Here is a 23,953-nt window from a genome sequence, read left to right as displayed (position 1 = left end):
AGGCGTTGGATCACAGGGCTTCTCCTTCGGGGCTGGCGGGGATGAGAGAGGGCGCGGGGCCGCCGTTCGCGCAGGCCGGTGCGGTGACGGCAGGCGCGACGCGGTAATCGCCGTCCGGGCCGAGGCCCTCGACGCGGACGAGTTCGGAGAGACGCCGTGCGGAGCCGCGGCCCGAGAGCACGGCCACGAGGTCGATCGTCTCGGCGATCAGCGCGCGCGGGACGGTGACGACGGCTTCCTGGATGAGCTGTTCCATGCGCCGCAGCGCGCCGATGGCGCTGCCGGCGTGGATCGTGCCGACGCCGCCGGGATGGCCGGTGCCCCAGGCTTTGAGGAGATCGAGCGCTTCGGCGCCGCGCACCTCGCCGATCGGGATGCGGTCGGGGCGCAGACGAAGCGAGGAGCGGACGAGATCGGACAGCGAGGCGACGCCGTCCTTCGTCCGCATGGCGACGAGGTTGGGCGCGGCGCATTGCAGCTCGCGCGTGTCCTCGATGATGACGACGCGGTCGGCGGTCTTCGCCATTTCGGCGAGCAGCGCATTGGTGAGCGTCGTCTTGCCGGTCGAGGTGCCGCCCGCGACGAGGATGTTGGCGCGGGCGGCGACGCCCTGGCGCAGCGCCTCGGCCTGCGCGGCGGACATGATCCCGGCGCTCACATAGTCGCCGAGGCCGAACACGGCGACGGCGGGCTTCCTGATGGCGAAGGCCGGGGCCGCCACCACGGGCGGCAGCAGGCCCTCGAACCGCTCCCCCGTCTCGGGCAACTCGGCCGAGACGCGCGGGCTGCCGGCATGGACCTCGGCGCCGACATGGTGCGCGACCAGGCGCACGATGCGCTCGCCATCGGCGGGCGAGAGGCGTTCACCCGTATCGGCCAGCCCTTCCGAGAGCCGGTCGATCCAGATGCGCCCGTCGGGATTGAGCATCACCTCGACGACGGAGGCGTCTTCCATGAAGCGGGCGATGGCGGGGCCGAGCGCGGTGCGCAGCATCCGCGCGCCGCGCGCCAGTCCTTCCGAATTGTTCTGCGAAATCGCCATCCGATCCCCGATCCAGCCGGGGAGAGATCAGACGCTCCCCGGACGGGGATGATTAAAAGAGCCAGAAATCAGGCCGGCTCAACAAGGATTTGCGAGAGTAGTAGCGTAGCGCGCAAATACAGGAGAACGGCGGTGTTGAGTAAAGTCCCGCCGACTTCATTGCCACCCCTTACTCCGGGTCGGCGGTTTTGCTGCGTTGCGAGTCGATGTCTCGCGACAGGTCTCTGAGGAAGCGATCCCCGGTCGCCAGTTTCCGGCCGAGTGTTTGCAGGAAGCTCTCGAACCGCTCCACGCCCTTGGCCCGCGCCGACGCCTGCGCGCTGTCGGACAATGGCGGCGTGATGGTCAGCCAGAAGCGGATGAACAGCGACAGCGTCTCGCCGAGAATGGCCAGGTCTTCGTCCATGCCATCGATCTGGCGGCCAAGCCGGTCCATGCGGTGCGCGAATACGGCCTCCAATCGCTCCGATGCGTCAGCCGACAGGAAGGAGGCGACGGCGGCTTCGATGACGGCGGATTTGGAGACGCGGCGCCGGAGCGCGAGCGCCTCGACCTTTTTCAGAAGCTCCGGCTCGAAATAGACGTTCATGCGGGTCTTGGTCTGCATGGCCAGTCGCCTCACAACTCGACGCCATCGGCCGGGTCCATCGTCGCCTGCCGGGCGATGGACCCGGCCCGCAGGCGGAAACTGCGGGCCTTGGCGGCATCGAGGTCCGGTTCGTCGTCGAGCAGGTCGAACTCTCCGAGCGCCGGGCGCTCGGGCGGCGCGATTTCCTCATGTTCTGGCAATTCCGGCTCGCGGCGGATGCCGGCGTTGGCGGGATCGGCGGTCATGCCGGCTGCGCTCCCCGGCCTCGCGCCCGCGGATGCGGCCGGGATCGCCAAGGCGGACCAATCGTCGGCGGGGGGCGTCGCCGACGCTTTCGCGCCCGCGGGTTTCGGCGGCGGTAGGATACGTTCGCGGAACCGCGCATCCTCGTAGTAGCGGGCCTTCTTCGCCCGCACCGGAGGCACGCCCGCGACCAGGAGCAATTCATCGGCGGGCGGGAGCTGCATCACCTCGCCGGGGGTGAGCAACGGCCGGGCCGTCTCCTGCCGCGACACCATCAGATGCCCCAGCCAGGGCGAAAGCCGATGGCCGGCATAGTTGGTGGAGTCGCGCATCTCGGTCGCGGTGCCGAGCGCGTCCGACACTCGCTTGGCGGTGCGCTCGTCATTGGTGGCGAAGGCGACGCGCACATGGCAGTTGTCGAGCACGCTATTGTTCGCGCCATACGCCTTTTCGATCTGGTTGAGGCTCTGTGCGATCAGGAAGGACTTGATGCCGTAGCCCGCCATGAAGGCCAGGGCGGACTCGAAGAAATCGAGCCGGCCGAGCGCCGGAAACTCGTCCAGCATCAACAGCAGCCGATGACGATGGGCCGAGGTCTTCAGGTCTTCGGTCAACCGCCGCCCGACCTGATTGAGCAGCAGGCGGATCAGAGGTTTGGTGCGGTTGATGTCGCTCGGCGGGACGACGAGATAGAGGCTGACGGGTCTGTCTGCCGCAACGAGATCGGCGATGCGCCAATCGCAGCGCGCCGTCACCTTCGCCACGACGGGATCGCGGTAGAGGCCGAGGAAGGACATGGCGGTCGAAAGCACGCCCGAGCGTTCGTTGTCGCTCTTGTTCAGCAGTTCGCGGGCCGATGACGCGATGACGGGATGGACGCCGGCTTCGCCCAGATGCGGCGTGTTCATCATGGCGCGCAGCGTCGCCTCGACGGGACGCTTCGGATCGGAAAGGAAGTTGGCGACGCCGGCGAGCGTCTTGTCGGGTTCCGCGTAGAGAACATGGAGGATCGCGCCGACCAGCAGCGAATGGCTGGTTTTTTCCCAATGGTTGCGTTTCTCGAGCGCGCCTTCGGGGTCGACGAGAATGTCGGCGATGTTCTGCACGTCGCGGACTTCCTTGTCGCCGCGCCGCACCTCGAGCAGCGGATTGTAGGCCGACGACGCCGGGTCGGTGGGATCGAACAGCAGCACGCGGCCATGCCGGGACCGGAAGCCGGCGGTCAGGCCCCAATTTTCGCCCTTGATGTCGTGGATGATCGTGCTGCCCGGCCAGGTCAGCAGCGTGGGCACCACGAGGCCGACGCCTTTGCCCGATCGGGTCGGCGCGAAGCACAAGACATGCTCCGGGCCATCGTGTCGGAGATAGTCGCGGTCGTAGCGGCCGAGGATCACGCCGTCCGCGCCGAGCAGTCCGGCGGCCCGGATCTCCGCCGGCTCGGCCCAGCGCGCCGAACCATAGGTGACGACGTCCTTCTCGTCCCGCGCCCGGAGCACCGACAGGGTGATGGCGACGGCGATCGAGATGAACCCGCCCGAGGCTGCGATATAGGCGCCCTCGATGAAGATCGACGGCGCATAGGCGTCGTAGCAATACCACCACCAGAAGAAGATCGGCGGGTAATAGAACGGCCAGCCCGCCACCTCGAACCACGGCTGTCCGAGCTGCGCCTGAAAGCCGAGACGCCACGCCGTCCATTCCGTCGCACACCAGATGGCGGTGAGCACGATGGACAGGACGATGGCGACTTGTCCCCAAAGGACACGGGTTCCAGACATAAGGGCTCCGGCCGGCAAAAGAGATGGAGCCGATCAGAGAGTATCCGCTTTGGCGAGAAGCAATAGAAAATCCGAAGTGTCGAGGTTTCGGATGCCATGGATGACAAAACGGATGGTCCGTGTCGCGTCGCCGCGCCGCGATTACCGCCGCCCTGGCCCTCAAGGCCGCCATCCAGGCTCCGGTCGGGGTGGAGACAGCTTGCCTCAAATGCCCAGCCCCCTTTGCCGGCCCAACTGCCACGATACCGACCCGCCCTGGACGACGCCCATGACTTCGCGGCCGAGCTGGCGGTCGATGACAGGCCGCCACGGAACGAGGGTGAACTCATGGGACTTCTCGACGATGGCGAACTTGCCGCTCGATAGCTGTGCGGTTCCGGTGAAGGCGCCCGTCACGGTCTCGCCGTCGGCGGCCATGCGGAACGGCAGCGACTTCTTCGCCGCCAGCTCCTCACCGGCGCGGGCGACCTCACGTTCCCGAAGCGTGGCGATCAGGTTGCGCCGGTAGGCGATGCGCCCGTCCGGCTGAAGGGCGGCGTCGCCCTGATCGACATGGTGGTCGCGGCGGCGATCCATCGCCTCGCGCACCTGTGCGCCGAAGCCGGCCGGCGACAGGTCGGAGGTATCCGTGCTGACAAGCCGCCGGTCCAGCCAGGTCGCGCCGTCCGATCCGATCTGGCGCTCCAGATCGAAGGTCGAGAGGATGCGGATATTGGCGCGGCCGTTCCGCCCGGCGTCATGAGCGGCGGCTCGCCCCTCGAAGTCGGAGGGGATGCGCCACTGGTCGGCGTCGATGCGCTCGGCGATGCCGGCGCGGCGCAACGCCTCGAGCCGCCGGACATGGGCGTCGACGAAGCCCTCATAGTCGCCGTTCGGCACATGGCCGTCGAACCGCGCCTGCTCCAGATGGCGGCTCGGCCGATAGATGCCGTCCTCGGCTAGGCCGGCGATGGCGCGATCGGACGGGCGGCCGGTGCTGTCCGGCGGCCCGATCTCGATGACGCTGCCGATGCGCGCGTCCTCGACGCGGGTTGGGTCGATGCCGGAGACATGGTGCGTGCGTCCGTCGACGCCATCGACCACCAGCGTCAGGGTCTCGCCCAACTCGTCGGACAAATGCTTGTCGATGACGCGGCCGACGATCGGCGCGGCCGGCGCGGCGTCGTGAATCTGGAACGTCATCGGATCGCGCTCGGCGCCTTCGGCCCGCAACGCCTGCTGCATGGTGCGGATGATGTCGCCGCGCTCGCCCAACTCGCGCAACGTCGGTTCCAGCCGGTCGCTCAATTCCCAGACGCCGGGCGCATGTTCGGTGGCAAGCTCCATGTCGCCGAGCTTGCCGAGACGGCGCAAGCGCAGCGTCCGGTCGGCCTGGCCGCGCAGGTCGTCCGGCTCGTGACGCAGGTCGATGAAGCGATCCTCGGCTTCGGCGATCATCGCCCGGTCGATGCGGGTAAGCCGGTCCTGGTCGATTTCGGCCAAGAGCTTTCGGCGCTGCTCGATCTCGGTGACGGGGCCGAGTTCGAGCGTCGCCCGTTCGCTTGCCCGCTCGCGGATGCCGTTGGCGAGATAGTCGCCATTGATGACGAGATCCTCGCCCAAGGCGTCGCGGCCGTTGACGATGACATGGACATGCGGGTGGCCGGTGTTGTGGTGATTGACGGCGACCCAGTCGAGCTTCGTGCCAAGGTCGGTTTCGACCTGGGCCATCAGGTCGCGGGTGTAGCCGGTCAGGTCGGCAAGATCGGCGGCGTCTTCCGGCGAGACGATGAACCGGAACTGGTGGCGATCGTCCTTGCCGCGATCGAGGAAGCTGTCGCCGTCGGCGCGATCCTCAGTCGCCGAATAGAGCCGGCCCCGCTCGCCGTCGCGGGCCGTGCCGTCGCGCTGGATGTAGCGCAGATGGGCGGCGGCCTTGCCGCTGCGGCCTGGGGCGCGAACCGACCGGGATTTGACGATCACGCGCCGGCTGCCGGGCTGGCGATGACTCCAGCCATTCGACAGGTTGCGGGCGCGCACGAAGGATGCGCCGCGCCCGCGCTGCACGCCGCGGCCGGACGCGACGACGCTCCGGCCATTCGCCGACCGGCCGGGACCTCCACCCTTGGCGGAGGAGCTTCGGCCTGGTCCGGCCTGCTGCTGTCGGGCGATCTTCCGAACCTTGCTGAGGAAGCTCCTGGTTTGACCGGCCTTCGCGCCCTTGGAGCGGATGCGGCCGGGCCTCGGCCGAAAGCTCTCGTTGTCGTCGCTCACGGTCGGCGATCCGCACGAAGCTGCCGATCTTGGGTAGGAGTGCCGCGAGAAAGGCGGAAAATGCTGGCTTTACCGGAACTCGCGGCACCCTGCCGGCCTGACGATGGTGCCGCCCCAAACAGTGTGCAGACAAGGGCTTGGCCTCCGGATCGGACCCATAGGGTGCCGTCCGCTTTAATCTTGCCCTCCCGCCTTCCTGCCTGTTTCGCCCCTTCTGCCGGGGGATGAGACCGTCGCCAGCCCCATCGCCTGCACACCGGAACCTCCCGCCAAGCGGACACGATTGCGAGCCTCATGGCTGCCGTTCCGTGTCCGCCCGTGCGACGAACAGACCGCCGGACTGCGGCGCGATGGCGGAAACATCGCGCACGCCCGGCGTCGTATCAGCGTCATTGGAGGTGCGTTCGGCCGGCGAAGGACCGGCCGCCGTTGCGCGCGCCGACGGTGCGACGAACAGCGGCGCGCGGGTCCAGGCCAGCGGGTCAGCGGTGGCGATCAGGATCGGCGCGGATGCGTCGCCATCGCCGAGTGACGGCGCGACGGTGGCGACATAGGCGCGTGTTTCGGCCGGCAGAGGACGGCCCTTCAGCCAGTCCTCGTAACGTCCAGGACCGGCGTTATAGGCCGCGATCCAGCCGGGCGAGCCATAGCGGTCATACAGCTCGCGGATATAGGCCGCACCCGCGATGATGTTGTCGCGCAGATCGTAAGGATCGGCGCCAAGGCGGTAGCGATCACGCAAGCCCGCCCATGTCGCCGGCATGATCTGCATCAGACCCATCGCGCCCTTGGGCGAGACCGCGCGGGGATCGCCATTGCTCTCGGCCTTCATCACCGCGCGTATCCATGCCGCGGGAAGCGCGAAGCGCTGCGCCGCCTCTGCGATGAGTTCGCCGAAAGGATCGCGGGCGGGCGAAGCGGCGATGCGCGACGGCTGCGCCAGGACCGGGACCGCGAGCCCGCAACCGCACGTCAGGCCGACAAGGAGAAGGAGTGAGGTCCGCCGCATCGCGTCAGTCCTTCCCGTCACGCTTCTGCGGACGGCTCCAGTGCAGCGACCAGGCGCTGCCCGCGTCGTCGTCGCGGAACAGATTGGCGCGGATCGGCTGCGGCAAAGCCGGATCGTCGATCAGGAAAGCGATGTATTCGCCGGCGCGTTCGCCGGTGCGCTTCCAGCCCGCGCCGATCTCTGGGCCATCGTCATTGCCTTGATGAAGGCGATAGTCCGGGGCGTTCTCCGTATCCGAGGACTCGGCGGGGACGACAGTGACTTCGCAGTAGAGCGTGAGGGTGTGGACGCGCCCGACAAAGCCGGACTGCTGACGGGTGAAGGTGCCGATCTGCGACATGATGGTCTCCATGGCGGTGGTGTTGGAAGGCCGTCGGCGGGCACCGCTCCCGACGACGGGAAGCGGTCAGCGCGTCGTCGCGCGCCAGACGAAGCGGCCATCGCCGTCCTCGTCGGTGTAGAGTGGGCTCGCCTCGCCGATGACGGTGCGCGCCGGAAGCGGGCCGAAATAACGGCCGTCCAGGCTGTCGCGGACATCGGGGTTCATCAGGAAAACCTGCCCATCGCCGATGCGCTGGCAGCCTTGCCAGACCGGCAGCGGACGGCTGAGTCGGTCGCGGTCGAGCGCCCGTCCAAGCGGCACGGCGTCGACGGTCACGACGTCCCCGGTGCGGCAGACCTGCTGGCCGGGAAGGCCCATGACGCGCTTCATCAGCGGCACGTTGCGGCCGATATAGCCGCGCCCGACGATGAAGTCGGAGAGCGGTTTGTCCGGGAGGGCGGCGACCAGATCGCCAACCGTCAGAGGGTGCGGCGGGGCGAGGTCATAGAGGCCGATCGGCGCGCTGGCCGAGGCGTTCCAGACGAGGCGCGGTGCGATCGGGACGAAGGCGGCGATGGCGACGCCCATCGTTACGACATAGGTCGTCATGACATAGCCGAAGCGGGTCATAGCCCAATCTCCCGCCGCTTGAGCCATGCCGCGTGGCGCTCCAGCGTGTAGGCGCGCGGCTCATGGCCCGCGCCGATCCGGTTGCCGACATGACGCCAGTGATCGGGAGCCACGTCGCAGGCGTCGATGCCGAGGGCTTCCACGGCGTCGATGTGGCGAAGCACCTGTTCGACCTTGGGCCAGCCCTCGATCTTCAGCAGGATGTCGCCGCCGGGGCGCACGAAGGGCAGCGTCTGGTAGGCTTCGCCTGGCGCGACGGCGCGCACGAGGTCGATGCGCGAGATGATCGTGCCGAAGTCGTTGGCGGCCCAACGCACGAAGGCGAAGAGGCTGCCCGGCCGGAAAGAGAAGACGCGGCGGCGGCGATCGAGCACCTGTTCATGGGCTTCGTGGCCGAATCTGATCCAGTTCTCGATCCGCTTCTCGACATGCGTCAGCTCGACATGGGTGAGACTGTCGGCGAGATGCGCGCGCGGCATGGGGCCGCCCTGGGCGCGGGAAACCGCGGCGTCGGTCATGATGGGTCTCCTTCGGCGGTCGGGGGAAATTCGCGCGCGAGCAGCTCGCGCAGCATGTCGGCGACCGTGACGCCGCGAGCGAACGCGGCGATCTTGATCCGGCCGCGCAGCGCCGGCGTCACGTCGATGGTCAGCCGGGCGGTGTAGCCGCCGGCGCCGGCATCGCGCGGCGGGTTGTCGGCCGCCCTGACCCAGCGCTCGGGATCGGCGGGCCGGGAGGCGAAGCCATTGCGGGACGAGCGCCCGTTCATCGCGCCGCCCTCCCGATGCTCAAGCACTTGATCGCGTCCGCCAGCGCCGCGATCTCGCGCGCGGCGGGCGTGCCGTCGTTCAGTTCGGAGACGAGTTGGCCGGACTGCGCGGCGGCCGCGAAGGCGACGCGCTGGCCGATGGTGGCGGCGAGGACGGGAGGATCGTGATCGGCCAGGGTCGCGGCCGTCTCGCGGGCGAGCACGGTGCGCGCGCCGCAACGATTGAGCACGAAGCGCGCGACCAGCTCCGGCCGGTAGATGCGCGCCTCGCCGATGAGCGCCAGCATCTCGGCGGAGGCCCAGCCGTCGAGGGGCGATGGCTGCACCGGGATCAGCACCAGGTCGGCGGCGAGCAGCGCCGAACGCATCAGGCTGGCGACGCGGGGCGGCCCATCGATCACGATCATGTCGGCGTCACGGGCCAGTTCCGGCGCTTCCCGGTGCAGTGTATCGCGGGCGAGGCCGACGACGCCGAAGGCGCGAGCCAGGCCCTCACGGCTGCGTTGCTGCGACCAGTCCAGCGCCGAGCCTTGCGGGTCCGCGTCAATCAGGGTGACGCGCTTGCCTTGGCTCGCCCAAACGCCCGCGAGGTTCAGCGCCAGCGTCGTCTTGCCGACGCCGCCCTTCTGGTTGAGGAGCGCGACGATCATCGCCGTCCTCCCGGAACGGGAGTGAAAGGGAGCTGCGGGAGGGGATGCGTGTCGGCGGCTTCGGGTCGCTGTTTGCCGGCGACGCTGAGGGCCTTCGTGGCCTGCCGCACGAGGTTTTCCACCTCGCGGGCGCGCTCTTCAAAGTTAGAGTCTCTGTTAGACTCTAAGTTAAGGGCGCGATTTTCGCTTTTCGTGCTGTGGGTTAGGGCCGGTTTTGGTTCCCGTTGGCACGAGGGTCCGGTTCCTGATGGCACGCGCCCTCGGGTTCCCGATGGCACGACGCCATCCACAGCTTTTCCACAGGCGGGCTGTGGCTCGAAGGCGAGCAGCGTGCGGCCGCTGCCCTCGATCTCGAGGAACAGCGTGTAGCCGGGGAGCGGCTGGCGCCGGATGATGTCGCGCAGCTCGAAGGCGAAGCGCTTGAAGGGGGAGAGCGCGCCTGATTTCTGGTGGAGGTGGCGGAAGTCGAAACGCCAGCCGTTGCGCTGACGGCCGCCGTGCTTGCGGACAATTCGATAGAGCCAGCGGTCGAGACCGCCCGTCAGGCCGAAATAGGCGCGGTCGATCGTCAGCACGAGCGCGTCGTCGAGGACGGCCTGGTAGAACCAGTCGGGCAGGATCAGCTCGATCCCGTCGGGCTTGCCGTTCCGGTCGGTGCGCTCCTTCCACTCGTTGATCCAGGAGAAGCGATGCCGCCGGCCCTCGGCGGGTTGACGGATCGAGGTGCAGATCGTCGTCGATTGCAGCCGGTCGAGCGCGGCCTTGAGACGCTGATAGTCGCGCAAGGACGTGCCGCGGCCGATGAATCTGAGGATTTCATAGGGGGTGGCGACCAGCAGGCGCGAGGTGCGCAGGCCCGCGTCGCGCGCCTCGACGATCTGGCTCGCCGCCCAGATCAGGATGTCGGCGTCCCAGATGGTCGCCATGCCATGATCGGGCACGGCCTCGACGCGGATCGACACGCCCCCGGCGCAGAAGTCGATCGGCGCGGTGCGATGGGACTTGGAGAGGGAGAAGAAGGGATAGGCCATGAGATCCTGCGCATCTCGGGCAGCGAACTCGCCAGGGAGCGCCCGAAACAGGTCGAGCTGTTCGCGCTCCGATCGGGATTGCCGCCGCGCCGCCATTCGGGGGTTCGTCGGCGATCAGCGTGGGCGCCGGGCGGCTTGGGCCAGCGGCGCCGGCGTGTGACGCTTCGCGGGAAGGATCGAACCGCGCGGATCGGAGGTCGAGGTGACGGCGCCGCGCGCGGCCCAGGCTTCGAGATCGTCGACGGCATAGACGACGCGGCCGCCGAGCTTGCGATAGGCCGGGCCGGTGCCGTAGGTCCGATGCTTTTCGAGGGTGCGGGCGGACAGGCTGAGAAACTCGGCGGCTTCCTTGGTGCGCAGGAAGCGCGGCGGGAGAACGGCGAGATCGGGTCGCATGGATGGGGCCTCCGTGAGCTTCGTGAAGGCCGCTGGAGATCAGCGGCGAGCGAAGGCCACGATGGCGAAGCAGGACCGGCGCGATGCAGGGCGAAGGTTGGGGGGCCTAAAATCGCCCACCGGCGATCGCGTCGGCGCGATCAGTCCGGCCGGCGGTGTCGCAGTAAGGCGCGATAGCCGCCGGCGATCATGGCGCGCGCGTCCCGCAGCAGGGTTTTGATGGCGTGGCGGGCGGAGGCGTCCTGCCACGCCTGGCGGTCGAGTCGGGCGATGTGGAAGATGACCTGCGCGATTTCCCGCTGGGTCGCGCCATCGCGATAGCCGTCGAAGCATTGCAGCATCCGGCGCAATCGCAGGCGGTGTTGCGCCGTCAGCCGGGTGTCGGGCGGGATGGCCCGGCCGTGAAGGGTTGCCAGCAGACGGCAAAGGGATCGGACACGATCGAATCCGTCCCGACCCAGAGGAATGATGGCGGCAAGGGGCCTGCCGACCGGCGTGGCCGTCTCGATGACGAGCTGGACACTTTGGCCGTCACCGAGATCGTAGAGAAGGATGTCTTCGTCATGGTCTCCGATGCGGTAGGCGGCATCGAAGGTCGGTTGCGGATCGGTGTCCTCGGCGAGACCCGCAGGGGCCGGCCCCAGAAAGACGGCGCTCGTATCGTTCGCGGGCAGCCAGACGATGCGGGCTTCAGATGGCGGAGCCTGCGGGTCCGCGGGGAAATCGCAACCCCCATCGGCGCCGGATCTTGTCGGTCAGCGTCTGGATGTCGGTCTTTCCCTCGCTCAGTTCCCGGTAGTCTTCGACATAGGCGTCGTTGCGCCGGAGCCACTCCCAGGCGAGATCGGACGGGCTCATCTGGGCGATATGCTCATAGGCGGCGGAGGAGCGCCAGCCTGCTGCATTGGGTGTCATCGCGATCCTCCCTTTGCGTAAGTGATTGTGGGGGAAGAAAGGATTCCCGACAGCGCCGCCCTATGGAAGCTCGGCGGTGGGCAAAGCGCGATGCCAAGTCGGCATCGCGGCGGGTCAGTGCCGAGGGCGGGTCAACTCGCGGTAGCCCTGTTCCGTCATCCAGCGCGCCCGCGCCAGGTGCGAGTCGTGAACATGGCGGCAACGCTCTGGGTCGTGCGCGGGATCGAGGCCGAAGATGGTCTGGACGGCTTCCTGCCAGGCGGCGCCGTCGCGGGCCGAGTCGATCAGACGCATGTAGAGAGCCATGTGCTCACGGTCGTAAGCTGTGAGCGACTGGCTGACCGGCGGCTCGTCGAGGAATGAGGGCGTTGGCTGTCCCATAGAGCGACTATAATCGCTCATCCGAGGTTCGTTAACAGCATCGCGGGAAATTCTGTGCGCCGCCTGAACAAATGGCGGGCGCTTAACGCTTCGGCGGCAAGTCTTTGCGGTCGTGAAGCAACAGCACGCCTTCGCCCTTGTCGGTCGAGAGCAGGACGATCCCCGCGGCCTCCAGCGCCCGGCGAACGAGATCGCGCGTCGACTCATACACCTCGAGGTCGTTTTCGGATTCGAGACGCTTGAGCGCGGTCAGCGATGTCCGAGCCTCGTCAGCGAGCGTCTCCTGTGTCCATCCCAGCAACGCGCGTGCGGCCCGTGATTGTCGGGCGGTGATCATGAATGACCACCTCCCACCGGCCAATAACTACTTGCCAGAACTACGACTATTTTAGTCGTTCTTGGCGTCGCGGGGACTGCCGGAAACCTGGTCGCCCGTCTCCTCCGGTCTTCGGCGGCGTCACCGATTCGCGCGTGGGCAAGGCAAAGGCCCCGGCCTGTCGGCCGGGGCCTTGCTGGTGGGTCAGTCCGCCCGGCGGTTCGGGCGGGACCAGATCAGCGAGTAGCCGTCGCCGTCCTCGTCGTCGAAGAGGTTGGCGTAGATGGGGGCGTTGAAGCTCGGATCGTCGAGCTTGAGGCCCAGATAGTCGCGGCCCTCGTTGGAGCGCTTGGACCAGGCGGCGCCGATCTCGACGCGGCCGACCAGAACCCGGTGGCTGGGGGCGTTTTCGCCGGTGGCGCGCTGGTCGGGGACGATGCGCACGCCCTTGGCCTGGACGCTGAGGGTGACGATTTCGCCGGTGAACTCGTTGCCGGTCTTCTTGAAGGTGCCGATGGTCGCCATTTCAAATCTCCGTTTCCGTTATCGAGCCCGCACCATTGCGGCCTCGATGGCGATCGACAGGCCGGAGGTGATCGACGGCGCACCCCGCAGGGGCCTGACAGCAAAGGAGGAGCTTTCTTGTCTCGCGAGGAAGGACGGCGAAGCCGGCAGGGGAAGAAAGTTGTGACGCCGCTGTTGCGCCATAGGCGATCGAGGCGCAGCCGGCCTTCGGCCAGATCAAGCCATTGAAGAGGCCGTTTGGAGCGGGCTGGTGACGGGAAGAAGCGGAGAGGATGGCGGCCCTCTCGAAACCGGCGCCAAGACCTGCCGGATGTTCGCCGCCGCATCGCCCCTCTTGGCGGCGGGCCTTGCGGTCCTGCGTTGTCCGGGCCTGCCGCGGGCGGAAACCCTCCGCCTTTCCGTGTCGGTCGGCTGCGCCGCGACCGGCGTTCGGTTCGGGCGCTTCCGATGGAATGACCGCACGCTGCGGCCCTCAGCGTGATCCGGGTTCCGTCGCCCGCATCGCCACCCCATCAAGCCGACGCGGATGGCGTGGTGTCGCCCCTATTGTCCCGCCGATACCTGCGGAGGAATTGTCAGGCTCCGGCGGGGCTCCGGCCGACCGGGCCAGCGGCCGCCATGCCCGTAACGCGCGCGAACGCGGTGACGCCGACCGCGACCGCACCGATGACGGAAAACACCAACTGCCAGGTTTCCGAAGGCATGGTGTGCTTCACGATGCCGTGCGTGGCGTGGTAGCCGGCGAGTGCGGCGGGTGTGACAAAGGCGAGCGCGATCAGCAGCCGAGCCCAGAGCGGGCGAACAATCCCGAGCAGGAGCTCGCCGAGGCCGAGCGTCAGCCCGGCCGCGACCACGCCGATCAGGATCGCGCCCATCCAGCCCGCGCCCGTGTGATAGGCCCAACCGCCGGTGGTGAGGCCAGCGAAGAAGGGCAGCGCGAAGACGGCGAGCGTGAACAGAAGCCAGCAGAAGAAGCCGATGGCCGCGATGGAAAGGACGATGCCGAGAAAGATCATGGCGGTGTCTCCGAAAGAACAATTCTGACGGTCGCGCCTTCCACCACCACCACGGCGCGGCGGGGATCATAGCAAAATATCGACGCGGACGGGAGCCGAAACCGATAAGGTTTCAGCCCCGTGGGCGATGATCTTCGCCCCTTCATGGAGCGAAGGGGTCAATTTCGCGGACGATCTGCGAGAGGTCGCCGTCATATTCGCTGGCGGGCGTGACCGAGAGCGTGCCGTCGCCGGCGCGGAAGATGACGATGACCGCCATCAGGCTGGTGGCGAGGCTGAAGGCGAAGGCGTGGGCGTCGTTGAAGGACATCGATCCGGCTCCTGTTTCGAGCGGAGGACCCCCCCGCTGACAGGCGCCCGACGTGTCGGACTGAGAGCTGCAATCACCGCGCAGGCGGAGCCGGAGCGGCGGCACGCAAGGCGTAGCCGACCCTTCACGGGTTGATGGCGTCAGGCGATCAGTCTGACCAAGGATCAGCGCAAAGAAGCGGGGGGTGGTGCTCTGCGGCAGGAGCCGGTGTCCTGCCGTGGAGACGGCGGCGCTCACGCTCCGCCGGTTCCGAACCGATAGACCGGGATGCCGAGCTTGCGGGCCTTGTCGGCGAGATTGTCCTGGATGCCGGTGCCGGGGAAGATGAGGATGCCGATCGGCATGACCGCCAGCATGGCGTCGTTGCGCTTGAACGGTGCGGCCTTGGCGTGTTTCGTCCAGTCGGGTCTGAAGGCGACCTGCGGCACCTTGCGGGTTTCCGCCCAACGCGCGGCGATCTTCTCGGCGCCTTTCGGGGAGCCGCCGTGCATCAGCACCATGTCGGGGTGCTTGGCGTGGACCTGATCGAGCTTGGCCCAGATCGGCTTGTGATCGGTGGTGTCGCCGCCGGAAAAGGCGATCTTCGGGCCTGCGGGCACGAGCACTTCGGTTTCGCTGCGGCGCTTGGCGGCAAGGAAGTCGCGGCTGTCGATCATCGCTGCGGTGAGGCGGCGATGGTTGACGCGCGAGCCGGTGCGCTGAGACCAGGGTGAGCCGGTGGCGCGAAGATAGTGGTCGGCGGCGCTGTCGCGGAAGACTTCCAGGCTGTCGCGCCGTTCGATCAGCGATTGCCCAAGGTCGATCAGGCGTTCGAGCTGGACGGATTTGACCTCCGAGCCATCCTGTTCGCGCTGGAGCCGCTTCTGCGCCTGCTCGTTGTCGTCGAGTTTGCGGTCGGCCCGCTCGACGGCGCGGTGGAACGTATTGACGGTGGACCAGAGGAGATCGTCGAGTTCGGGATCGAGGCTCGTATCGGCCACGGTGGAGATCAGGGCGTCGAAGATGTCGGCGACGGCGCCTTCGATGATGCGGTCTTCCGGCACGGGCCTGGAATCGGCTTCGTCTTCGGAGGGCCGGTAGCCGTAGAGCTGAAGCTCCTGCGCAATCAGGTCGGTCGGCGATGCGGCGTGTTCGGGTTCGTAGTCGTCGTGCTCGCTCATGGGATGCTCCGTCGGTTGGACCGCGACCGTCGCGGCCTTCATGGCGACGAAGCCCACGGGCGGGGCGGGCTGGCAGTCCGAGCGAAGCGAGGGCCTTGATGGCTAAGGCCGGCTATTTTGTCTCGCGATGGAAAGCGGCCCGCAGGGCCGCGCCGGAAAATAGTCGGCCGCCGCCATTGCCGGCCTGGCCCGTTTGTGGGCCGATCGCCCTCTCGAAGGCCGAGGCGCGGTCCTCTCCGATGGTTGACGCATGCCCGCGGGCATGATGACGGTTGCCGTGACGTCCGTCGCGGGCGGCTAAGCCGCCTGAGCCATGAAGCGGGCGACGTCGTGCGGCGCGAGCTGCACCCGCAGGCTGGCGCGGAGCGCATCGAGCCCGAGGCGCCGGAGATCTTCGTTGAAGTCCTCCAACACCGGCGAGAGCACGATGGCCTCGATGCCGGCCGCGTTCGCCCGTTCGACCAGGTTGTCCCGCGCGCCGTCGCCTGCCGGGTCGTTGTCGCGCAGTATATAGAGTCGGCGCAGCGTCTCGGGGAACAGGATGGCGGCCAGATGGGCTGCGGACAGCGCCGCCGCCATCGCCATGTGCGGTATCGTCTGACGCGCCGACAGGACGCTTTCGATGCCTTCGCCCGCAGCCATCGCCTCGCCGGCGATCCCGAAGCGAACGGCATGGCCCAGCAAATCGCCCATCGCCTTGCGCTGCGTTTCGATCGGCGCCTTGTCGGAGCCATCAGGGGCGAGCCAGGTGCGATGCGCGCCGGTGATCGCGCCCCTGAGATCGGTGACGGCGGCGATCATCGCCGGCCAGGTTTCGGTCGGGCCATGGTCGTCGGGCCGATAATAGCAGCGTGGATGGAAGCGAAGGTTTCCGGTTCCGTGCAAAGCCGTAATGCCGCGATGGCGAAGATACGTCTCTACGGGGGTGCCGCTGATCGGCTGCGACATGGCGAACAATCGCCTTGCCGCCTCGGCCGAGCCTGACGGGGCCGGCGCGCTCGGTCGCTTCTTCGTCGCCGGCGCGGGTTTCGGACGCGGCAGGCTGAGAAAGCAGCGGGCTTCCTCGACGACATCGGCGAAGTCGGTGAGGCCGCAGCTCTCCCGGATCACGTCGAGCAGATCGCCATGCTCGCCGGTGGCGGCGTCGGTCCATTTGCCCGCCGGCCCCTTCGCCGTCTCCTTGAGCCGGACGAACATCGAGCGGCCGGGCGTGTTGCGCGCATCGCCGACCTGCCAGTAATTGCCCTGACGGTGGCCGGCGTCGAGATAATGGCGGCACACCGCCTCGGCCTCCCGGCCGAGACGGTGCGCCAGATCGGAAGCGTCGAGACGGGTCATCACGCCGCCTCGCGTTCGCCGATGCGCTGGACCGGATAGCGGCCCAGCACGCGCTCCAGCACCGCAGGACCGGCGCTATCGGTCGGCACGAACATCCTGAGCTTCCAGGAGATGATCTCGTGGAACAGTCCGTAGGCGGTGAGCCGCTCGCGCATCGTGTCGGTGAAACCCGACAGTTCGATGCGGTTGGCGCCCATCACACGGACGCGGCGAAGCTGAAGCCCCTCGGCGAGGTCGAGGATGGTGCGGCCATCCATCAGTGCCATGAAGGCGTCGGCGGGCGTGAGCGTGGCTGCGCCGGTCGTGGTCGCATTGGCCGCCCAGGCGGGTGAGACCTTGCGGCCGACGATCCGCTCGCCCTCGTCGGTCTGGAGCCGATAGACGCGGGTGGTCTCGTTCGGCAGCCGCTTCCAGATCGGCAGCAACAGGCCGGCGACGACATGGATCGTGCTGTCGGAGAACGCCGGCACGTCCGCGACCTCGGCGTTCCAGGCCAAGGCGAAGTCGTTCCGTTCCGCCTCGGTCCAATGGGTCTCGCCCATCATCTTCACCGGAACGGTGTGCGATTCCATCGGCCGGATCAGCCGGACGCGGCGTTCGATCTCGCCATCGTCGAGCATGATCGAGGTGGCGGGGATCTGCACCGCTGCGCGGCCCGACCGTTCGTTGACCAGCAGCCGGGCGCCGGATTCGCCGAGATGGGCGAGCGCGTCGTCCAACGTGACCGGGCGGTTGCGGGTCCGCTGCGCGATGGTGAGGAGCCGGGTCTCGGCGCCCGTGCCCGGATGCGTATAGATGGTCTGGCGGCCGGTGACGGTGAAGCCCTCCGCTGTCAGCGTCTCCAGCCCGACATCGTAGATGCCAGCGGCTATGGCCCCCTCGATCTTGGCGGTTAGAAGCTGCTCAAAGGCGGTGAACAGGATGCCCTGAAGCTCGATGGTCAGGGCCAGCAGCCGATTGAGGAAGGTGGTGATCGGGGGCAGTTCGTCCTTGATGCCGTTCGCGTCCATCAGCTTCAGGCCGGTGGCGGACTCGAAGCGTTCGAGCGAGCAGCCTTCGACCTTGCCGCGCACCAGCAGGAGATAGAGCTGGCGGAGCGCATCGCGGGCGTAGGGGCTTTCCAGATTGTCCTCGGGGCGGAACAGGCCCTGACCGCCGGTCTGGCGCTGGCCGCGGGTGATGGCGCCCAGCGTGTCGAGCCGCCGGGCGATGGTGGAAAGGAAGCGCTTCTCCGCCTTGACGTCCGTGGCGATGGGCCGGAACAGCGGCGGCTGCGCCTGGTTGGTCCGGTGCGTGCGGCCGAGGCCCTGAATGGCGGCGTCCGCTTTCCAGCCGGGTTCGAGCAGATAGTGGACGCGCAGCCGGGTGTTCCGCGCCGAAAGCTCGGCGTGATAGCTGCGGCCGGTGCCGCCGGCGTCCGAGAAGATCAGGATGCGTTTGCTGTCGTTCATGAACGCCTGGGTTTCGGCGAGATTGGCGGCTGCGGCGCGGTTCTCGACGACGAGGCGGTCGCCGCCCGAAGGCGTGCTCTTGCGGACGATGCGCCGCGAGCGGCCTGTCACCTCGGCCACCAGCTCCGTGCCGAAATGCTGGACGATCTGGTCGAGCGCGCCGGGCACGGGTGGCAGGGAGGCGAGCTGCGCGATCAGCTCGTCGCGGCGCGCGACGGCTTCGCGGCTTTCGACAGGCTGGCCGTCGCGATAGACCGGCCGCGACGAGAGGTTGCCCTCGCTGTCGGTGAAGGGCTCGTAGAGCTGCACCGGGAAGGAATGGGCGAGGTAGTCGAGAACATATTCTTTGCAGTCGCAGTTTATGTCGAGCGTGGTGGCGGGAGGCGCAGGTTTCCTTCGGTTTTCCATGATTTCACTCCAGATAATTACGGTTCCCTCGACCTCAACAAGTCGAAGGAACCAACATGCGATCAAGATCATCATTGCCGTTTCGAGCGGCCCCGCTCCGGGTCGAAGACCCGCCCAGTCACGGCACCCTTCTCACCACATTCCTCTCCTCTCAGTCGCTCGACGAGAAGTCAGGCTGTGCGGTTCTGTATGGCGCGGCGGTCCGCCATTTCCTGCATTGGCTGGGCCTGCATAGGATCGCCATCCGCACGATTGACGATCGGGCTGTCCGGCGGTTCGAAAAGCATGGGTGCCGGTGCCACCGGTATTCGGCGCAGCAAGCGCACTACAAGGCTGACCAAGCAGCAAGGGTCAGGCGCTTCGTCCGGTTCCTGGAAGATCAAGGCTACGTCGAAGTCGACGACGGGATCGACGATCTGCCACGGCACCTCGCCGACTATTCCGATGCGATCGATCGCCTGCAACTTGCCGAGGGACCGGCACAGGCCTATCGGTCCGAGGCCGAGCATTTCGTGGCCTGGCTTCGCATGGCGCGGCGCCAATGGATCGATATCGATGACACGATCATCGACCACTATGCAGCGCATGATTGCCGATGCCCGGTCTGGCGCAAGCGGGGCAAGTTGGTCGCAACGGGCACCAAGCGGCGGCGGCGATGCGCACGGCACTTCGTCGAGTTCCTGCGAGGCCGGGGCGCCATCCCATTGGTTGAACCGGTGGCGGACGATGACCCGCACATGTCGGCTTACTTGGCATGGCTCAAGCAACACTGCGGCGCCACGGACGAGACGATCCGGCGCTACCGGACCGATATCAGACGGCTCATGCCAATGCTGGGCGAGCCTTCGCAATGGGATGCCGCCGGACTCAGGAGCGCATTCCAACGACGAAGCAAGGAGACGCCGGGGTCGGCATCGCTGCTCGTCACGATAATGAGGAGCTACATCCGGTTTCTGGTCGTGCGTGGCGAGTGCCGGCCGGCATTGTTGCATGCAGTTCCATCAGTACAGCGCTACCGCCTTTCGACGCTGCCGCGCCACGTCGACCCGGCAACGATCGAGAGGATCATTGCGGCCTGTCCGACAGATCGTCCGGTGGAAGTCCGGGACAAGGCCATCATTCTCCTGCTCGCCAGGCTCGGCCTGCGGGCTGCCGATATTCAGAACATGCGTCTCGACGACATCGACTGGCGATCCGGCCACCTGACGGTCAAGGGCAAGACGCGTCGACCGGACCGCCTGCCATTGCCGCAGGATGTTGGCGACGCGATCCTGGCATATCTTGCGGCAGCCCGCCCGAAGGCCGCCGAAGAGCATCTGTTCCTGCGTGCACAAGCACCGTTTCGGCCATTCCGCTCGTCCGCTGAGATAGCGGGCATCGTCGCTCGTACGCGCGACCGCGGTGGGATCGAAGGAGTGCCGACCGGGTCGCACATATTCCGGCATTCGCTTGCCACCAACCTGCTGCGCGCGGGCGCAGGCCTGGAGTCCGTCGGGACCATCCTGCGTCACAGCTCGCCCGAGACCACTGCCATCTACGCCAAGGTCGATCTGCCGATGCTCATGAAGATCGCGCAGCCCTGGCCGGGAGAACAGTCATGCTGAACATCCACATTTCCAGATACGTGGCGCTGCATCGCAGCCTCGGGCTGAAGTTCTCTGAACAGGAACGCATGCTGCGCCTGTACGCCGCCTACGCCGGGGGTTTCGGCGATCGGCACACTCAGGTCCAGCGCATCTACGACTGGTGCCATACGTCGAGCTCACAATATGTGGCCCGCCGGAGGTTCGACACCGCACGTAACTTCAGCCTTTTCGCTCACGCCGAAGATTCAGGCCACGAAGTTCCGCCTGCCGGCGTCTTCGGTCGGGGCAAGCGGCCACGCCCGACGCCGACCATCATTGAGCCGGACCAGGTGCGGGCGATCATGACTGCTGCATTGGACGTTCCACCCCAAGGCACGATCAGCCCACACACGTACCATTACCTGTTCGGGCTGCTGGCGGCGACAGGTCTCCGGATTTCCGAGGCCCTCGCATTACAATGCAAAGATCTGGTCGAGGATGGCCTGATCGTCCGCAACGGCAAGTTTGGCAAGCAGCGGCTGATTGCCTTGCAGCCATCGACGCGCCAAGCACTCGAAGCCTATCTCGCCCTCCGCGAGAAGCACGCGGCCAGGGGCAACGACCTGTTCGTCACTATCCGGGGACGGGCACCGCACAAGGTGCGCGCCCACGTCGTGTTCGTCAGATTGGCCCGGCAGCTCGGATATCGTGGACCAACCGGTACGGCGGGCATGCGACTCCACGATCTGCGGCACACCTTCGCTGTCCGTTCCCTTGAGTCCTGCCCACCTGACAGGGAGGCCATCGCTCACCACATGGCCGGTCTCAGTGTCTATCTGGGGCACGCGTCGGTCGCCAACACGTACTGGTATCTCGAGGCCACTCCGGTGCTGCTGCGCGACATTGCGGCTGCGAGCGAGCAGCTTTACCGGGGAGAGGCGGCATGACGGCGCTCGCTCCGCATCTCTCGGCATACCTGCGTGAGCATCTGCCACGCGAACGTGCTGTCAGCCCGCACACAGTGAAGACTTATGCCAACTGCTTCGTCCTCCTCGTTCAGTTCGCTGCCGATCGGCTGAAGCGTCGGCCGACCGATCTTGAGATCGAGGATCTCGGCCCCGACATGATCATGGCTTTCCTGGACCATGTCGAGACCGGGCGCGGCAGCTGTGTGCGGACCCGCAATGGCAGGCTCGCCGCGATCCGGTCCTTCTTCCGGTACATCGAGTATCGGATTCCGGCCTGCCTGGATCTGGCCCTCCGCGTCAGATCGATCCCGACCAAGAAGACCGACAAGGCGCTGATCGACTACCTCGACCGGGCCGAGATCAAGGCTTTGCTCGATGCCCCGGATCCCCGGACACGCCTTGGCACCCGCGATCGCGCGATGCTGCATCTGGCCTATGCTGGCGGGCTGAGAGTGTCGGAACTCGTAACGCTGCAGCTGCGCGATTTCCCGGACCGCTCCCTGTCCACCGTGCACATCATGGGCAAGGGTCGGCGTGAACGGGTCCTGCCGCTCTGGAAAGAGACCCAGTTCGTATTGCGCGCGTGGCTTGCGATACGGCCCGACGCGCAAGCTGCCGAGATATTCCTCAATGCCAACGGGCAGCCCATGACCCGCGACGGATTTGCGTTCCGTTTGGCCGAGCACGTCAAGACCGCGGCAACGAAGCAGCCGTCGATCCTTGGCAAGCGGGTTACGCCGCACGTGCTGCGGCATTCCTGTGCGATGCACACGCTCGCGGCGACCGGGGACATTCGCAAGGTTGCATTGTGGCTCGGCCACGCCAGCATCCAGAGCACCGAGACCTATTTGCGCGCCGATCCCGAGGAGAAGCTGCAAATCCTCGCGGCTCACGGCGCACCCGCCATCAGGCCCGGGCGCTTCAAGCCGCAAAGCGAAGATCTACTATCAATGCTTCAGGAAATACGTGCAGGAGGTCATGTCAAAATTTGACACAGGTCCGCATCGCAGTTCGAAGCGCCAGTGGCGCTCCCGCCAACAAAGCTTCGCCTTCGAGGCGGCCGTTGATGCGTAGCATAACCGAACCGTTTTGACGGAGAAGCATCGGAATGAGTTGGGAACCAGTGAGGTTGGCCTGCCAAAACGTGCTCTGAGCGTTCGCGCGGCCGGTCGGAATGTCAATTAATCGACCAGCAAAATTCCATGTAACCGTAACGCGCGGCACCGTCGCGGGCTTGTTAAGGAGCATGGCCATCATGGGGCGGTTGCCTTCACAAAACAGGCTAAACGACTTGATGTTTGGCGAAGCAGCTACATCGACATAGGCCATTGGGGCGCGACCTTGGACCGGCACGACCTCCCAAGCAGTCCCAGGCAGCGGCACTGCGTCCTCAGGTGGGCTGTCCATAAGCAGGCGAGCAATGTCCTGGGGCACGGGCAAGCGGCCTCCTTGAGGCGCATAGACCGTCAACTTTCCCTTTTCCCAAAGGCCAATTTGAACAGCACGGCGATTTGCATCAAGCAAAACATAGGCTTGCTCTACACCGCCTTGATGCGGCGCATTTCCCGTAACCCAATAGAGAGATCCTTGTCGTTGGAGACCGGATATCGCCGAAAGATTGCTGGCCAGCAGGTCTATTTTGCGGCCCAAACGCGAACGTATCACGTCAGCTATCGGACCACTTGTCAAAAGATCTATTCCGTTGGGATCGGAATCACTTTGGAATTTTCCTATGGAACTCGCAAGATTGGTCCAGGCTAGCGGCGTCGGTTTTCCCAAGACTGGCCTTGCTTGCAGAGGTGCTTTTGAAGCAGCAGATGCCGGCCCAGACCCCTTGCACAAGAGCAGTGGGGATTGCGACACGAGCGCTGACTTGAACGGATCCAGGCGCTGTCCAGGCGCGACGTCTGCTTCAAGGCGGACTACGCCTCGCTTTTCGTCGTCATTGACCGTCAAGATCACGCGTCCGAAATCGTTGGCATTGACAGGAAAAGGAAAAAAGACCGCGCTAACGCCTTCATAGGTCGGGCCAAGAAACGAAGCCGCGTACTCAAACCGGGTGCTTTTTACAGTCTGACCAGACGCTTTGAAAGTAAAGCCGGTTTCGTTGATCTCAAGGCTCGCCCCTCGAGAGCAATCGCCACGCGGCGCATACGAGCCATAGCTTCCTTCGAGATCCATGCCTTTTAATGACGTCAATGTCACTGCGCCTGCGACGCCGGGCAAGCCCAGAAAAATCCCTGCGAGAAAAACGATAATGGGGCGCTTGGGCAGTTTGTTCGGCATGGCAGATCTCCATGGCGGACAGCCTTGCATCGGGACCTCGATTGAAAGCGACGAACGACTGCCTCGGGGATTTTCTACAACCTGCACCATTCCAGCGGTGCCGACAATCCTAACGGCCCCAGCATTCAACCTTGTCAGGCAATTATCTGGAGTGAAATCATGGAAAACCGAAGGAAACCTGCGCCTCCCGCCGCCACGCTCGACATAAACTGCGACTGCAAAGAATTCCTCTAATGTTGAGCTCAACATTACACGTATTCCCTCGGCGTGATGTCGACGCGAACGTCGTTCCATTCCTCGGTCGGCAGGTCGGCCAGGCGGCGTTCCATCAGCGCCTCGCCAGTCGAGACGATCTGGATGACAGCGGCATGGCCGGCTTCCAGGTCGCCGCTGATCGACCGGATCAGGGTCGGCGTCTTCATGCTGGTGAGCAGATGGCCGAAGAAGCGCTGCTTGGCGCTCTCGAAGGCCGAGCGGGCGGCGGACTTGGCCTGCCGGTTCAGCGTGCCGGACGTGCCGGTGATATTGGCCGCCTCCATCGCCGCGTCCAGGTGGTTGTGGATGATGGCTTATCGCGAGGAAGCGGTAATGCGGAGGAGCGC

Annotated in this window: 24 protein-coding genes and 3 pseudogenes; 3 read left to right on the top strand and 24 right to left on the bottom strand. The window is 66.3% G+C overall.

Annotated elements, in window-relative coordinates; genetic code table 11:
• Nucleotides 1-10: 10 nt before the first annotated feature.
• The 22 genes and pseudogenes from trbB to ACFFJC_RS20280 form a co-directional block, all read right to left on the bottom strand.
• Complete coding sequence (gene trbB, locus ACFFJC_RS20385; protein ID WP_379489174.1) at nt 11-1,042, bottom strand: P-type conjugative transfer ATPase TrbB; 1,032 nt, start codon at nt 1,040-1,042, stop codon at nt 11-13.
• A gap of 169 nt (nt 1,043-1,211) precedes the next feature.
• Nucleotides 1,212-1,649, bottom strand: coding sequence for a ribbon-helix-helix protein, CopG family (locus ACFFJC_RS20380; RefSeq protein ID WP_102114760.1), 438 nt, complete (start codon nt 1,647-1,649; stop codon nt 1,212-1,214).
• An 11-nt stretch (nt 1,650-1,660) separates the two neighbouring features.
• A complete protein-coding gene (locus tag ACFFJC_RS20375; protein WP_379489185.1) occupies nt 1,661-3,652 on the bottom strand; it encodes a conjugal transfer protein TraG in 1,992 nt (663 codons plus the stop codon).
• Between the two features lie 204 nt (nt 3,653-3,856).
• A complete protein-coding gene (locus ACFFJC_RS20370) occupies nt 3,857-5,089 on the bottom strand; it encodes a DUF3363 domain-containing protein (RefSeq protein ID WP_379489184.1) in 1,233 nt (410 codons plus the stop codon).
• Between the two features lie 1,108 nt (nt 5,090-6,197).
• Nucleotides 6,198-6,914: a lytic transglycosylase domain-containing protein gene (locus ACFFJC_RS20365; protein ID WP_379489173.1), complete on the bottom strand. Its 717-nt coding sequence runs from the start codon at nt 6,912-6,914 to the stop codon at nt 6,198-6,200.
• A gap of 4 nt (nt 6,915-6,918) precedes the next feature.
• Complete coding sequence (locus ACFFJC_RS20360) at nt 6,919-7,254, bottom strand: DUF736 domain-containing protein (RefSeq protein WP_053553331.1); 336 nt, start codon at nt 7,252-7,254, stop codon at nt 6,919-6,921.
• Nucleotides 7,255-7,320: 66 nt separating this feature from the next.
• Nucleotides 7,321-7,866, bottom strand: a complete 546-nt coding sequence (locus ACFFJC_RS20355) for a S26 family signal peptidase (RefSeq protein WP_379489172.1) — start codon at nt 7,864-7,866, stop codon at nt 7,321-7,323.
• Nucleotides 7,863-8,384 (bottom strand): DUF2840 domain-containing protein, encoded by a 522-nt coding sequence (locus tag ACFFJC_RS20350; RefSeq protein WP_379489171.1) that lies wholly within the window; start codon nt 8,382-8,384, stop codon nt 7,863-7,865. Before ACFFJC_RS20350 ends, ACFFJC_RS20355 begins: the two co-directional genes overlap by 4 nt.
• Nucleotides 8,381-8,635: a hypothetical protein gene (locus tag ACFFJC_RS20345; RefSeq protein ID WP_053553334.1), complete on the bottom strand. Its 255-nt coding sequence runs from the start codon at nt 8,633-8,635 to the stop codon at nt 8,381-8,383. Before ACFFJC_RS20345 ends, ACFFJC_RS20350 begins: the two co-directional genes overlap by 4 nt.
• Nucleotides 8,632-9,285: a ParA family partition ATPase gene (gene parA / locus ACFFJC_RS20340; protein ID WP_379489170.1), complete on the bottom strand. Its 654-nt coding sequence runs from the start codon at nt 9,283-9,285 to the stop codon at nt 8,632-8,634. The genes ACFFJC_RS20345 and parA overlap by 4 nt, the downstream gene beginning before the upstream one ends.
• Nucleotides 9,286-9,590: 305 nt before the next feature.
• Nucleotides 9,591-10,412 (bottom strand): annotated as a pseudogene (locus ACFFJC_RS20335) (replication initiator protein A); the annotation flags it as partial.
• Between the two features lie 18 nt (nt 10,413-10,430).
• Entirely contained in the window at nt 10,431-10,712 is a 282-nt protein-coding gene (locus ACFFJC_RS20330) for a helix-turn-helix transcriptional regulator (RefSeq protein WP_053553337.1), read from the bottom strand.
• Between the two features lie 140 nt (nt 10,713-10,852).
• Nucleotides 10,853-11,173: a DUF2285 domain-containing protein gene (locus ACFFJC_RS20325; RefSeq protein ID WP_379489183.1), complete on the bottom strand. Its 321-nt coding sequence runs from the start codon at nt 11,171-11,173 to the stop codon at nt 10,853-10,855.
• Nucleotides 11,174-11,402: 229 nt separating this feature from the next.
• Nucleotides 11,403-11,627, bottom strand: a complete 225-nt coding sequence (locus tag ACFFJC_RS20320) for a transcriptional regulator domain-containing protein (protein ID WP_379489168.1) — start codon at nt 11,625-11,627, stop codon at nt 11,403-11,405.
• A gap of 114 nt (nt 11,628-11,741) precedes the next feature.
• A complete protein-coding gene (locus ACFFJC_RS20315; protein WP_446686268.1) occupies nt 11,742-12,029 on the bottom strand; it encodes a DNA -binding domain-containing protein in 288 nt (95 codons plus the stop codon).
• A 61-nt stretch (nt 12,030-12,090) separates the two neighbouring features.
• Entirely contained in the window at nt 12,091-12,345 is a 255-nt protein-coding gene (locus tag ACFFJC_RS20310) for a helix-turn-helix domain-containing protein (protein WP_063987298.1), read from the bottom strand.
• 183 nt (nt 12,346-12,528) lie between these two features.
• A complete protein-coding gene (locus ACFFJC_RS20305; protein WP_053553340.1) occupies nt 12,529-12,849 on the bottom strand; it encodes a DUF736 domain-containing protein in 321 nt (106 codons plus the stop codon).
• Nucleotides 12,850-13,424: 575 nt separating this feature from the next.
• Nucleotides 13,425-13,865 carry a hypothetical protein gene (locus tag ACFFJC_RS20300; protein WP_379489167.1) on the bottom strand — a complete coding sequence of 147 codons (441 nt, stop codon included), beginning with the start codon at nt 13,863-13,865 and terminating at the stop codon, nt 13,425-13,427.
• 142 nt (nt 13,866-14,007) lie between these two features.
• Nucleotides 14,008-14,175 (bottom strand): hypothetical protein, encoded by a 168-nt coding sequence (locus ACFFJC_RS20295; RefSeq protein WP_165608585.1) that lies wholly within the window; start codon nt 14,173-14,175, stop codon nt 14,008-14,010.
• 233 nt (nt 14,176-14,408) lie between these two features.
• Nucleotides 14,409-15,335, bottom strand: coding sequence for a DUF2493 domain-containing protein (locus ACFFJC_RS20290; RefSeq protein WP_379489166.1), 927 nt, complete (start codon nt 15,333-15,335; stop codon nt 14,409-14,411).
• Nucleotides 15,336-15,632: 297 nt separating this feature from the next.
• A complete protein-coding gene (locus ACFFJC_RS20285) occupies nt 15,633-16,673 on the bottom strand; it encodes a DUF7146 domain-containing protein (protein WP_379489165.1) in 1,041 nt (346 codons plus the stop codon).
• Nucleotides 16,673-18,535: pseudogene (locus ACFFJC_RS20280) on the bottom strand (strawberry notch C-terminal domain-containing protein); the annotation flags it as partial. The gene ACFFJC_RS20285 and the pseudogene ACFFJC_RS20280, both read right to left, overlap by 1 nt.
• Nucleotides 18,536-18,588: 53 nt before the next feature.
• Here ACFFJC_RS20280 and ACFFJC_RS20275 point away from each other — a divergent pair.
• The 3 genes from ACFFJC_RS20275 to ACFFJC_RS20265 are packed head-to-tail and all read left to right on the top strand — an operon-like array spanning nt 18,589 to nt 22,057.
• Nucleotides 18,589-20,136 carry a tyrosine-type recombinase/integrase gene (locus ACFFJC_RS20275; protein ID WP_379489164.1) on the top strand — a complete coding sequence of 516 codons (1,548 nt, stop codon included), beginning with the start codon at nt 18,589-18,591 and terminating at the stop codon, nt 20,134-20,136.
• On the top strand, nt 20,130-21,044 hold the full coding sequence (locus ACFFJC_RS20270) for a tyrosine-type recombinase/integrase (protein WP_019053427.1): 915 nt from the start codon (nt 20,130-20,132) through the stop codon (nt 21,042-21,044). The genes ACFFJC_RS20275 and ACFFJC_RS20270 overlap by 7 nt, the downstream gene beginning before the upstream one ends.
• Nucleotides 21,041-22,057 (top strand): tyrosine-type recombinase/integrase, encoded by a 1,017-nt coding sequence (locus ACFFJC_RS20265; protein WP_379489163.1) that lies wholly within the window; start codon nt 21,041-21,043, stop codon nt 22,055-22,057. Before ACFFJC_RS20270 ends, ACFFJC_RS20265 begins: the two co-directional genes overlap by 4 nt.
• Here ACFFJC_RS20265 and ACFFJC_RS20260 read toward each other — a convergent pair.
• Both ACFFJC_RS20260 and ACFFJC_RS20255 read right to left on the bottom strand, forming a co-directional pair.
• On the bottom strand, nt 22,047-23,351 hold the full coding sequence (locus ACFFJC_RS20260) for an Ivy family c-type lysozyme inhibitor (protein ID WP_379489162.1): 1,305 nt from the start codon (nt 23,349-23,351) through the stop codon (nt 22,047-22,049). The two genes, ACFFJC_RS20265 and ACFFJC_RS20260, sit on opposite strands and share 11 nt — an antisense overlap.
• 251 nt (nt 23,352-23,602) lie before the next feature.
• Nucleotides 23,603-23,920, bottom strand: a pseudogene (locus tag ACFFJC_RS20255) (hypothetical protein); the annotation flags it as partial.
• Between the last annotated feature and the right edge of the window lie 33 nt (nt 23,921-23,953).

The organism is Novosphingobium soli (assembly GCF_042432915.1).
GTDB classification, from domain to species: Bacteria; Pseudomonadota; Alphaproteobacteria; order Sphingomonadales; family Sphingomonadaceae; genus Novosphingobium; species Novosphingobium soli.
This window is presented reverse-complemented; position numbering and strand designations above follow the sequence as displayed.